At 62.0% G+C, this 11,588-nt stretch carries 11 protein-coding genes; 6 read left to right on the forward strand and 5 right to left on the reverse strand.

All coding sequences use genetic code 11. The annotated features are described in order from the left end of the window. Nucleotides 1-66: 66 nt before the first annotated feature. The 4 genes from AABM54_RS20350 to AABM54_RS20365 all read right to left on the reverse strand — a co-directional run bounded on the left by AABM54_RS20350 (nt 67) and on the right by AABM54_RS20365 (nt 2,727). Complete coding sequence (locus AABM54_RS20350) at nt 67-468, reverse strand: transporter (protein WP_347906266.1); 402 nt, start codon at nt 466-468, stop codon at nt 67-69. A 13-nt stretch (nt 469-481) separates the two neighbouring features. Next, entirely contained in the window at nt 482-856 is a 375-nt protein-coding gene (locus AABM54_RS20355) for an EamA family transporter (RefSeq protein WP_347901773.1), read from the reverse strand. Further along, a complete protein-coding gene (locus AABM54_RS20360) occupies nt 853-1,773 on the reverse strand; it encodes an arginase (protein WP_347901774.1) in 921 nt (306 codons plus the stop codon). The genes AABM54_RS20355 and AABM54_RS20360 overlap by 4 nt, the downstream gene beginning before the upstream one ends. 183 nt (nt 1,774-1,956) lie before the next feature. Next, nucleotides 1,957-2,727: a MipA/OmpV family protein gene (locus AABM54_RS20365; protein WP_347901775.1), complete on the reverse strand. Its 771-nt coding sequence runs from the start codon at nt 2,725-2,727 to the stop codon at nt 1,957-1,959. Nucleotides 2,728-2,958: 231 nt separating this feature from the next. Between AABM54_RS20365 and AABM54_RS20370 the strand changes: the two genes are divergently transcribed. The 6 genes from AABM54_RS20370 to AABM54_RS20395 are packed head-to-tail and all read left to right on the forward strand — an operon-like array spanning nt 2,959 to nt 10,226. Beyond that, nucleotides 2,959-3,681 carry an MtnX-like HAD-IB family phosphatase gene (locus AABM54_RS20370; protein WP_347901776.1) on the forward strand — a complete coding sequence of 241 codons (723 nt, stop codon included), beginning with the start codon at nt 2,959-2,961 and terminating at the stop codon, nt 3,679-3,681. Then, nucleotides 3,674-5,068 carry an aminotransferase class III-fold pyridoxal phosphate-dependent enzyme gene (locus AABM54_RS20375; protein WP_347901777.1) on the forward strand — a complete coding sequence of 465 codons (1,395 nt, stop codon included), beginning with the start codon at nt 3,674-3,676 and terminating at the stop codon, nt 5,066-5,068. Before AABM54_RS20370 ends, AABM54_RS20375 begins: the two co-directional genes overlap by 8 nt. Beyond that, on the forward strand, nt 5,065-5,928 hold the full coding sequence (locus AABM54_RS20380; RefSeq protein ID WP_347901778.1) for an alpha/beta fold hydrolase: 864 nt from the start codon (nt 5,065-5,067) through the stop codon (nt 5,926-5,928). Before AABM54_RS20375 ends, AABM54_RS20380 begins: the two co-directional genes overlap by 4 nt. A gap of 14 nt (nt 5,929-5,942) precedes the next feature. Further along, nucleotides 5,943-7,070: a GNAT family N-acetyltransferase gene (locus AABM54_RS20385; RefSeq protein ID WP_347901779.1), complete on the forward strand. Its 1,128-nt coding sequence runs from the start codon at nt 5,943-5,945 to the stop codon at nt 7,068-7,070. Beyond that, nucleotides 7,067-8,839: an ATP-binding protein gene (locus AABM54_RS20390; protein WP_347901780.1), complete on the forward strand. Its 1,773-nt coding sequence runs from the start codon at nt 7,067-7,069 to the stop codon at nt 8,837-8,839. Before AABM54_RS20385 ends, AABM54_RS20390 begins: the two co-directional genes overlap by 4 nt. Then, nucleotides 8,829-10,226 (forward strand): sigma-54 dependent transcriptional regulator, encoded by a 1,398-nt coding sequence (locus AABM54_RS20395; protein ID WP_347901781.1) that lies wholly within the window; start codon nt 8,829-8,831, stop codon nt 10,224-10,226. Before AABM54_RS20390 ends, AABM54_RS20395 begins: the two co-directional genes overlap by 11 nt. A 167-nt stretch (nt 10,227-10,393) precedes the next feature. Here the strand turns inward: AABM54_RS20395 and AABM54_RS20400 are convergent, their stop codons facing one another. Further along, nucleotides 10,394-11,428: an alpha/beta hydrolase gene (locus AABM54_RS20400; RefSeq protein WP_347901782.1), complete on the reverse strand. Its 1,035-nt coding sequence runs from the start codon at nt 11,426-11,428 to the stop codon at nt 10,394-10,396. Nucleotides 11,429-11,588: the final 160 nt, after the last annotated feature.

The raw sequence follows: 11,588 nt of genomic DNA on the forward strand, positions 1-11,588 counted from the left end.
TGGCGGCCGTGGCCACCGCCCCATCCTGCAGGTGCCGCCCGGAGCACGCTCGGCACCTGCAAAAGCTCAGGCCTCTTCCCCCTCGGCCAGCAACGCAATCCCGCCCACGATCACCGCCACGCCAAGCCAGTGCAGCAAGCTGATCTGCTCGCCCAAGCCCAGCCACGAACCGAGCAAGACCCCGACAAACACCAGCGAGCTCAGGGGAAACGCCAGCGACAAACTGCTGCGTCGCAGGATCAGCATCCAGACGAAGAACGCCCCGATATAGCAGGCAATGGCCGTCAACACCCCCGGATTGCCGGCCACGGCCAGCAGCCATTGCCAGGTGAAATCCATCTGCCCCAGTTGATCGCCACCGACCTTGGTGGCGATCTGGCCGCCACTTTCAAAGGCGATCAGCAACACCCAGAGCACGACCGTACCCAGCCGTCCGTGCAACCACCCCATTGTGTTGTTCCCTTCCATCATTGATTGAGCGTCAGACATGGGCCACACACACAAGCATGACGCCCGCCGTAATCACCAGGGTGCCGAGCCAGCGGCGGCGGCTGACGGTTTCCCCCAGCACCACTTTGCCGGCCAGCACCACCCCGCAATACGCCAGCGCCGCGGCTGGAAACAACAGGCTCAAGGGCGCTCGGGACAGGGCTTCAAGCCAGACGAAAAATTCGATCACATAGGCGCCGATCCCGCACCAGAGCAGCGGTGCATTGAACACCTGACCCCAGAATGCGTTCAAGCGAAAACCGCCTTCAAGCTCGGGCAAACGGTCCAGGCCGAGTTTGAAACAGAGCTGGCCAATGACGTCGAGGACAATCGAAAACGCCACCAGTAAAACCACGGTCAGGGTCACGGGAACAACTCCTCGAACAGGCTGATCAGCGCTTGGTTGGTGGTTGAATTGCGCAGCAGGTCGTCAGCGCTCCAGCGCTCGGGAGGCGGCTGGTCGGACTTGGCTTCCCAGCGCTTGAAGGCGTTACTGAAGGCCGGCTGGGCGAACTCGCCACAGACGTCGATGCCCAGGATCCGCTTGCCCGCCGCCAGTGCGCGCAACGCTTGCAACAAGTGAGTCAGGCGCATGCCGCCCTGATCCCAATTGGTGGCCGCGTCTTCGCTGGCCAGCACATCTTTGTCGAGGGTGATCCACACCGCTTCGGTGGGCAGGCTCTCGATCAACTGCGCCAGAAACACCGGCCAATCGAGGTCGGCCAGGTTGCGCCAGTGCAGGTGGTTTTCGAGTTGCCGGTGCCCGGCGCCATCGCCGATTCGGCCCCAGACCTGGGACGGCGGGTGTTGCCAGGGAAACAATTGCAGGTCGCCACGCTTCAGCGCACCGAGGTTACCGCCGCGCAGTTGCGGGTTATGCAAGTCGTCGCTGCACGGGCCGAGGGTGACGATACGCTTGATGTTCGGCAGTTTCAGCGCCCGGTTGACCCAAGAACCACAATGACGACGGGGCGCAAAACACACCCAGTCGGGGTGGTTATCGAAGTGGATCAGGCTGACCGGTTCTGCAACATCGGCGAGAAAGGCCGGGGTCAGGTGGTGGTAGTCACCGGAGCCGACAAAGAAGATTTCCGGTTGCGGGCCCGTGTGGCGAGGCCGTTGGCGCAGGCGCTCGGAAAAACGCCGGTAGTTTTTCTCGCTGGACCATAAGCGCAGTTTCGGGCCCAGGTCGAGCAGGTCCAGACGCCGCGCCTGGCCGCTTTCCAGCAATCGAGCGATGGGCGCCTGGGCTGTCAGGCTGTGGTCGAGATCTAAAATATTCAAGGTTTGGATTCACCCTTGTCAGACCCCCTCAGACACCGGCTCCATCACTCATGAAGGCCGGCCGAACGGGCTTGCGGGAGTAAATGCAAGGGACGGGCCAGCCGCAATCCGATGCCACCCCGCCGGCATGTTCGGCGGAGGGCGTTCCTTGACTGCATTCGGGGAACGATCAATGCGCTGCGCTCAATCAAACTTGTAGCTGATCGCCGCCTGCACTTCGCCCTGGTTCACGTTGCCCTTTTCCTTGACGATGCTGCTGTCCGCCGCCGAACCGGTCAGGTGAATCCAGCTGGCGCTGGTCACCAGCGACCAGTGTTGCGTCAGCGGGAATTCAAAGCTCTGGGTCAAGGCCACGTTCTGCAAGCCGCCGCTGGCGTTGTACTCGCGAATGCCCGAGGCCCGGGACTCCTTGTCCGTCACACCGAAGAAGGTCTGGGTCTGGCGCCCATCGGCAAAATGCGCCGTCAGGTTACTGCTGCCGATCACCCCGCCGCCCAGCGGATAGCCTATTTCCCCGCCGACCCGACCCAGTACGCCGCCCTGGCCGCCATTACCGCCCACGGCCTGGCCGACCTGGGCAAACACCCGCCAGAAGTCGGCCGGGCTGTACTGAATGAAACCACCGACCTCGCCCATATCCGGCACATCGTGCAAGCCGTACAACGACCGGTTGGCACTGCGCCCCGGCAGGTAATTGATGAATGGCCCGGCGCTCAAACCATTGGTTTTCAGGGCGCTCCAGGTCAAGCCGTCGTCGGTGCCGAGGCTGACATCGCCCCAGTCCAGATCGAAGTACGGCACGGGGACTGTTTCGTAGCGGCTGCCGGTCGGGTCGTAGGGTTGATAGCTGATTCCCAACCCTGCTTCACCGGTGATGCCGTCCGCCCACGCCGTGGCGCAAACACCGCACAGGCACAGCAGACTGGCGAATACAGCAGAGATAAACCTGAACATGGTGCGATTCCTTATCGTGACATGCGCGCATCAATCCTCAGGTCCGGCGCCCTGCGCAAGCACTCATGTTGTTTGTAGCGACCTACAAAAATTGTAGCTTCGAATCCTCCCCTACGCGCCGAAAGCCCGCCAGGCATGGGCCAAAACGACTTGGCACAGTCCCTGCTCTACCCCACTGCAAGCGCAAACAGCGCGCCCTGCCCACTGCCTCGCCATAAACAGGTACTACAGATGAATGACTGGCACATCGTGTGTGATTTCGACGGGACCATCACCCGCACCGACGTGATCGACAGCATCCTTCAACGCTTCGCCGACCCAAGCTGGGAAGCCATCGAGGAACAGTGGCTGGCCGGTGACATCGGTTCGCGTGAATGCCTCAGTCGCCAGCTCTCGTTGGTCAAGGCCTCGCCTGCCGAGCTGCTCGGCTTTTTCGACACGGTTGAAATCGACCCGGATTTCCCCGACTTCGTCGACCACGTGGTCGGCCTCGGCGCCACCCTGGAAGTGGTCAGCGACGGCATCGAGCAAGGCATCGCCCGGATCCTGGCACGCCACTACGTGAGCTTGCTGCCGATCCTCGCCAACCGCCTGCGGCAAGTCGACCACAACTGCTGGCGCATCGACTTTCCGTATTCCAGCGACGCCTGTCGCGCCGCTTCCGGCAACTGCAAATGCAAGTCCACCCCCAGCAGCAAACGCGTGCTGGTGATCGGTGACGGCCAGTCCGACATGTGCGTGGCCTCCACCGCCGACTTCGTGTTTGCCAAGGACCGCCTGGCCGAGCATTGCGAGCGCAACGGCATTGCCTACGCCCGCTTCGACAGCTTCGCCGAACTGCCTGCGTTGCTGGCCCAACTGCCAAACGGCAGTGCCGCCAACGCCAACACCTTCTCGCTTGATCACCCCTGCGAACACCCTTCTGACCAACAGGAACTCTTCCACCATGTCTGATATCCGAATCGCTACCGCAGAAGACCAGGTCCTTCTGGACAAAGAAGCCAAGTACTGCTCGTACGGCGACACCGTTCACTACATCGATCCGCCGCGTATTTTCAGCCGCTGTGAAGGCTCCTACGTCTGGGACACCGAAGACCAGGCTTACCTCGACCTGCAAATGTGGTACTCGGCCGTCAACTTCGGTTACGCCAACCCGCGCCTGAACAATGCGCTGAAACAGCAGATCGACACCCTGCCGCAGATCGCCAGCCAATACCTGCACAAAGGCAAGATCGAGCTGTCTGAAATGATCGCGGTCGACGCCAAGAAGAAGTTCGGCCTCGACGGTCGCGTGCACTTCAACGTCGGCGGTTCGCAGTCCATCGAGGACTCGCTGAAAGTCGTGCGTAACGCCACCAACGGCAAGAGCCTGATGTTTGCCTTCGAGGGCGGCTACCACGGTCGCACCCTCGGCGCCTCGTCGATCACCTCGAGCTACCGCTACCGTCGCCGCTACGGTCACTTCGGTGAGCGCGCCAACTTCATCCCGTTCCCGTACCACTTCCGTGGCCCCAAAGGCATGACCAAGGAAGAATACGGCAGCCATTGCGTACAACAATTCGCCCGTCTGTTTGAAACCGAATACAACGGCGTCTGGGACCCGAAGGTCGGCCAGAGCGAATACGCGGCGTTCTACGTCGAGCCGATCCAGGGCACCGGCGGCTACGTGATCCCGCCGATGAACTTCTACAGCGAACTCAAGCACGTGCTGGACCAGCACGGCATCCTGATGGTCGTCGACGAAATCCAGATGGGCTTCTGGCGCACCGGCAAGCTGTGGTCGATCGAGCACTTCGACGTCAAACCGGACGTGATCGTTTTCGGTAAGGCGCTGACCAACGGCCTCAACCCACTGGGCGGTATTTGGGCGAAAGAAGAACTGATCAACCCGAAAATCTTCCCGCCAGGCTCGACTCACTCCACCTTCGCCTCCAACCCGCTGGGCACGGCTGTCGGCCTGGAAATGTTCAAGATGACCAGCGAAGTCGATTACGGCGCGATGGTCATGGCCAAGGGCAAATACTTCCTGGAAGGCCTCAAGGACCTGCAAAAACGCTACCCGATCATCGGCGATGTCGACGGCCTGGGCCTGGCGCTGCGCTGCGAAATCTGCGGCCCGGACGGTTTCACGCCGGACAAGGCCACCCTGGACTTCATGGTTGAAGAAGGCATGAAGGGCGACATCGAAATCGACGGCAAGCGCCTGGGCCTGATTCTCGATGTGGGCGGTTACTACAAGAACGTGATCACCCTCGCGCCGTCGCTGGAAATCAGCTACCCGGAAATCGACCTGGGCATCGCCCTGCTCGACCGTCTGCTGGCTCGAGCGATGAAGCGATGATCGAGCCAGAGATCGATATGGGCGAAGGTAGCGCCGGTTTCGTTCTCGGCAGTGGTGAGGTCGCGGTGTTGTTGATCCACGGCCTGACCGGCACCCCGACGGAGTTGCGTCGGGTGGCCATCGGCCTGGCCAAGGCAGGGTGCACGGTGTACGTGCCCACCCTGGCCGGGCACTGCGGTGACAACGCCGACCTGCAAGCCACGGGCTGGCGCGACTGGTACGAAGGCGTGCGCAAGACGTTCGCCGGCATTCGCCGTAAACACGAACAGGTGTTCGTCGGCGGCCTGTCCATGGGCGCGGTCATGTCCATGTACCTGGCCTCCGAGCACCCGGGACAGATCAGCGGCCTGCTGATGTATTCCACTACCTTGCGCTACGACGGCTGGAGCATTCACAAACTGGCGTTCCTGACGCCTTTGCTGATGAAAATCCCGTTCGGCGTGCACATTTGCCGTTTCGAAGAAAAGCCGCCCTATGGCATCAAGAACGAGCGCCTGCGGGCCATCGTCGAGCGCCAGATGAAGGCAGGTGAAAGCAGCAATGCCGGGCTGTTGACCATGGAAGGCGTCACCGTGCGCGAACTGCACCGGATGAACGCTGTGGTCAAGAAACGCATGCCTTCGATCAACGTCCCCGCGCTGGTGCTGCACTCACGCGAGGACGACATCACCAGCCGCTGGAACGCCGATTACGTGGAACGCAAACTCGGCGGCCCCGTGACCAAGATTCTGCTGGATAACTGCTACCACATGATCACGGTCGACCTGCAGTACCGCCGCGTCGTGGAGTTGAGCGCGGACTTCATCGCCCAGCGGACGGTGACCCCGCCCGTGCGCGAAGCGTATCGACAGCTGGCGTAGCCTAAGGAACCGACGTGATCACCGCCCAAGCCTTTTCAACCATCGAGGCCATCGAACGCTGCGCCTGGAATGACTGCTTCCCCGCAGAGCTCGAGGACTGGGACTACTATCGGGCCGTTGAAAAGGCAGGGATCGCCGATTTCCAGTGGCGTTACCTGACGCTGGAAGAGGACGGTCGCGTGATCGCGGCCGCGGTGGCGTTCACCACCGTGTACTCGCTCGACACCACGGTTCAGGGGTTGGCCAAGCGGGTCACCGAACGGTTGCGCCGCTGGTTGCCGGGCCTGCTGGATATCCACCTGTATGCCCTCGGCTCACCGGTTGCCGAGCAGTGCCACGTGGGCACGGCTCGCTCCGTGACCGAGGCGCAGCGCCCGGCGTTGCTGCGCCAGTTGCTGACGCTCGCCCGCAGTGACGCCAACCAGGCGGGCATCGGCTTGCTGGCGGTCAAGGATGCACCCAGCAACGACCCACAATGGCTGGACGTCTGCCGTGAGGCCGGGTTGCAGGACATGCCCGGGCTGCCGAGCGCCGTGCTGCCCATCGCGTTCGGCTCTCTGGACGCGTACCTGGGCTCTCTGGGCAAATCAACCCGCAAGGACCTGCGCCGCAAACTCCGGGCCAAGGGTCCGCGCATCGAATGGCGACGTTCGGTGGATGACGTCCTGCCGACCATGATGCGCCTGTACGAAGCCACGCTGGCGCGCAGCGATCTGGAGTTCGAACGCCTGTCACCCGCGTACTTCACCAACATCCTCGAACACCTCGACGACCGCGCCGCGTGCGTGCTGTATTGGGTCGACGAGCAACTGGTGGCGTTCAACCTGGTGCTGCTCGACGAGCAGCGGCTGGTGGACAAATTTTTCGCCCACGACCTGGACCAGACCCGCGAGTACAACCTGTACTTCAGAAGCTGGCTGGCCAATGTCGACTACTGTATTGAGCATAAGATCCCGTTGTACGAGTGCGGCCAGGCCGGGTATGCCAGTAAGCTGCGGCTCGGTTGCTCGTTTGAAGGCAATACACTGTTCTTTCACCACCGCAACCGACTGCTCAACGCCCTGTTGAAAGTCGTCAAACTGTTTATCCGACCGGATCGATCCGACCCTGCCATGGCTGCTGCGATAAGCGAAACCCGATGATCAGAGACCGCCGCCGTAAAGCCCGCCCCTTCGCCATCTCCCGCTGGAGCCTGCAACGCAAGCTGGTTCTGGCGTTCTGGCTGGTCAGCGTGATCCCGACCATGATCGCCGCCGAACTCGCGGCCACGACCCTGTCGCAGATTTTCGATAGCAACGTGCGGATCTGGTTGCAGGAGTCGACCAAAATCGTCGAAGACGAAATCACCGAAATCCTGCGCGACAACGCCCGAGTGGCGCAGTTGTTCCTGCGCTATACCCGCCCGCCCACCGACCACTCCTCGACCAAGCACGACAAGCTGACCGCCGACATCGCCGATTCGATGGGCATCGATGTGGTGGCACTGGTGCGCATCAGCGACCGCAAAGTGGTGTTCAGCACGGCCGCCAATGACATCGTGCGGCAAATCAACACCGCGCCCAAAGCCGTATTGCAGACGCTGCAAGTCGGCGGCGTCGCCACCGGCACGGTGGTCTCGACCTTTGAGACAACCCAGGACGGTGTCGACTATCAACTGGTGATCGCCACTTACCTGGACAGCAGCTTCCTCACCAGCGTGGCCGAAGTGCACTCCCTGGACTTGCGCTTGTACCTGGCCAAGGCCGATGACTTCTCGGAGATTTTCTCCACCCAGCGCTTCGAGGATCACCCGCAACTGGTGCCGCACAAAATCGAAGAAATCCTGCGCAGCACCAAGGAACCCATCGAGCAATTCACCAACCGCTACAGCGGCATTTATCGACCGATCCTCAACGATAACGGTGAACTCCAGGGCGTGATTTTCAGCGGCCTGCTGCGCCACACCAGCCTTGTCGGGCTGGTCAACCAAAGCAGCCTGTTCGTGTTTATTTTCCTGCTCAGTTCCGCCGCTTCACTGTGCGTCGGCTGGCTGGTGTCCCAACGCCTGACGCGGCCCCTGCGCGGGCTGTCCAAAGGCGTACAAGCAGTGATTACAGGGGATTACCGCCAACGGGTGCCGGTTATCGGTGGCGATGAACTGGCCGAACTCAGCAGCACCTTCAACCACATGAGCCAACGTCTGGGCGAGTTGCAGCACCTGGAATCCCAACTGCGCCGTCGCGACCGTTTGCATGCCCTCGGTGAAGTCGCGATGGGCCTGGCCCATGAAATCCGCAACCCGCTGGGCATCATCAAAACCGCGACCCAACTGCTGCACCGCCGCGCCGACCTGCCGGAGACCGATAAACGGCACCTGGAATACGTGGTCAGCGAAGTCAGCCGGATCAACGACCTGATCACCGATTTCCTCGACTTCGCCAAACCCAGCGCCCCGATGCGCGCCACCGTGCTGGCACGGCCGCTGGTGGATGAACTGATGGGCTTTTGCGCACCGGAACTGGCCACCCACAACATTGATGCGCGGATCGAAGACAAGGCGCCCGGCGCAACCCTGCACGCCGACGCCCGCCAGCTCAAGCAGGCGTGCCTGAACCTGGTGCTCAACGCCATCGACGCCATGCCCGACGGCGGACGCCTGACCCTGGGCATCAGCAGCGACGACGAATACACCGTCATCAGCGTGTCCGACACCGGCCAGGGCATCGAATCGGACATGCTCGAACGCATCTTTACCCCGTTTGTCACCACCAAGGCTTCCGGTACGGGCCTGGGCCTGGCGAAAGTTTTCTCGATCATGGAAAACCATGACGGACGGGTCGAATGCGTCAGTGAAAAAGATGCCGGCGCCACGTTCAGCCTGTACATTCCCGCCAACGGTGAAGACGATGGCGAGGACGGCGATGACGCATAACCTTCTGGTGGTGGACGACGAGCCCAAGCTCTGCGACCTGCTGGCCTCTGCCCTGGGCCAGAACGACATCCAGGTGTTTACCGCCGGCAACGGCCTGCATGCGCTCAAAGTGCTGGAGCAGGAAGACATCGACCTGGTCATCAGCGATTGGCGCATGCCCGGCATGGACGGGCCGCAGCTGCTGGCGGAAATCAAGGTGCGTTACCCGCAACTGCCGGTGATCGTCATGACCGCCTACAGCACGGTGAAAAACGCCGTGCAGTCGATGCGCAACGGCGCTTTTGACTACATCGCCAAGCCGTTCGACATCGACGAGCTGGACATCACGGTCAGCAAGGCCCTGCAATTTCGCGACATCCTCAAAGACAACCAGCGCATGCGCGCCGAACTCGACGAGCATCAGCAGATCGACAGCCTGGTGGGCGACAGCCCGACCTTCCGCCGGGTCCTGCAAGCGGTGGACTCGGTGCGTGAAAGCAACGCCACCATCCTGCTCACCGGCGAAAGCGGCACCGGCAAGGAAATGGTCGCCCGGGCCATCCACAAACACGGCAACCGCGCCGACAAACCGTTTGTCGCGGTGAACTGCGCGGCCATCCCGGAAGGCCTGCTGGAAAGCGAAATGTTCGGTCATCGCAAAGGCGCGTTCACCGGCGCCGTGGCTGACCGCGTGGGGCGCTTCATGCAGGCCGACAAGGGCACGCTGTTCCTCGACGAAGTCGGCGACATGCCGCTGGCCTTGCAGGCAAAAATCCTGCGGGCCTTGCAGGAACGGGTGATCGAGCCGGTGGGCGACCCGCGCGAGCGCAAGGTCGATGTGCGGGTCATCGCGGCCACCAACAAGAACCTGCTGGAAGCGGTGGCCAACAAGGAGTTTCGCGAGGACCTGTATTACCGCCTCAACGTGTTTCCGATTCCGCTGCCGGCCTTGCGCGAGCGAGCCGAAGACATCGCGCCGCTGGCCCGCCACTTCGCCCACACCCTGGGTGCCGAAGCCGGTAAACGCATCAATGGTTTCAGCCCGGAAGCCTTGCAGGCCATGGCCAACTATTCATGGCCGGGGAACATCCGCGAACTGCAAAATTGCGTCGAGCGCGCCACCATCGTCGCCTCGGGCAGCGTGATCGAAGAAGACGACCTGCCGGCCTATCTGTTCGCCTCACGGCCCAACGACGGCAGCGCCAGTGCGATCCTCAGCGACGGCAGCAGCGTACCCGCTGACCTGGATGCCGCACTGATGGAAGTCGAGAAGGCCTACATCCTTGCCGCGCTCCAGCAAAGCAATGGCGTACAAGCCGCTGCCGCACAATTGATCGGCATCTCCGAGCGTAGTTTCTGGTATCGGCTGAAGAAGCTCGGGATCCATGTGGACAAAATCGTGCGCTGAAACGCTCGACGCGCCCCCTGTGGCGAGGGAGCTTGCTCCCGCTGGGCTGCGCAGCGGCCCTAAACCCGTCGCCGCGTACTTTCAGATAGAAACAATCTGCGACTGCCACGCAGTCGAACGGGAGCAAGCTCCCTCGCCACAAAGGCGCACCTTCGGCCTGTTGAACGTTACAACAGGTTCGGTGCCGCCACCGGATCGATCTGCGCCCAATGCGAGGTGTCTTCTCGATGGGTTTTCAGGTACGGCAACACCGCCGCCAGCAACGGCGCCTTGAAGGCTTCCTGAAAACGGTGGGCCAACCCCGGAATCAGCTTCAACTGGCTGCCCTGAATATGCGCTGCCAGGTGAATGCCGTGCATCACCGGCAGCAGCGGATCGGCGGTGCCGTGCACCACCAGGGTCGGCACCCGCAGTTGGTTCAGCAGCGTCACCCGGCTCGGTTCGGCGAGGATTGCCATGATCTGGCGTTTCACGCCTTCGGGGTTGAACGCCCGGTCATAGGAGACCGCCGCCTGATGCAACAACGCCTGGCGATCATCCCTCACCTGCGGGCTGCCCAGCGCCGCCAACAAGTCGGCCTGCTGTTCCAGCGCCACCTCGCGGCTTGGCGCACTGCGCCGCGACAGCAACTGCACCAACGCCGCGTTCGGCGCCGGCAGCCCTTCGGCACCGGAACTGGTCATGATCAGCGTCAGGCTTTCCACCCGCTGCGGCGCCATGGCCGCCATATGCTGGGCGATCATCCCGCCCATGCTCGCGCCCAGCACATGGAATTGTTCCACGTGCAGGGCGTCCATCAAACCCAGTGCATCGTCGGCCATGTCGGTCAGCGTATAAGGCGCCGCCACCGGCAAGCCCAGTTTGTAGCGCAACACTTCGAAGGTCAGGTTGGCGCTCGCGGGGGCTTGCCGCCAAGTGGATAACCCGACGTCACGGTTGTCATAGCGAATCACCCGAAAACCCTGCTGACAGAGCGCCACCACCACTTCATCCGGCCAGTGAATCAACTGCCCGCCCAACCCCATCACCAGCAGCAATGCCGGGTCCGAGGCGCGACCAATGCTCTGGTACGCCAGGCTCACCTGTGGAAGATCGACCCGCTGGGTCGGCACATTGACGTCGCAACGCGCAGCCGCCAAGGACGGCAGGCCGAACAACAGCCCGGCCAGAAGCAGTGCAGTGGAAAAAAATCGTACCCGCATGAAAAACACCGAAACGCAGAACCCCAGTAGAGCGCGAGTCTGATGATGTTTGTTCAAGCGCGCTGCCACAGTTGCGTGACAGTTTGATGAAGAGTGCCGAACGGTCGTTTTGGGGACCGCGTTATCGTTCATCGCGAGCAAGCTCGCTCCCACACTGGAT

The organism is Pseudomonas purpurea (assembly GCF_039908635.1).
GTDB classification, from domain to species: domain Bacteria; phylum Pseudomonadota; class Gammaproteobacteria; order Pseudomonadales; family Pseudomonadaceae; genus Aquipseudomonas; species Aquipseudomonas purpurea.

Excerpts from the sequence above, each read along its gene's own strand:
- AABM54_RS20365 (WP_347901775.1), bottom strand. The coding sequence starts at position 2,727 with ATGTTCAGGTTTATCTCTGCTGTATTCGCCAGTCTGCTGTGCCTGTGC.
- AABM54_RS20375 (WP_347901777.1), top strand. The coding sequence starts at position 3,674 with ATGTCTGATATCCGAATCGCTACCGCAGAAGACCAGGTCCTTCTGGAC.
- AABM54_RS20390 (WP_347901780.1), top strand. The coding sequence starts at position 7,067 with ATGATCAGAGACCGCCGCCGTAAAGCCCGCCCCTTCGCCATCTCCCGC.
- AABM54_RS20370 (WP_347901776.1), top strand. The coding sequence starts at position 2,959 with ATGAATGACTGGCACATCGTGTGTGATTTCGACGGGACCATCACCCGC.
- AABM54_RS20400 (WP_347901782.1), bottom strand. The coding sequence starts at position 11,428 with ATGCGGGTACGATTTTTTTCCACTGCACTGCTTCTGGCCGGGCTGTTG.
- AABM54_RS20395 (WP_347901781.1), top strand. The coding sequence starts at position 8,829 with ATGACGCATAACCTTCTGGTGGTGGACGACGAGCCCAAGCTCTGCGAC.
- AABM54_RS20380 (WP_347901778.1), top strand. The coding sequence starts at position 5,065 with ATGATCGAGCCAGAGATCGATATGGGCGAAGGTAGCGCCGGTTTCGTT.
- AABM54_RS20350 (WP_347906266.1), bottom strand. The coding sequence starts at position 468 with ATGGAAGGGAACAACACAATGGGGTGGTTGCACGGACGGCTGGGTACG.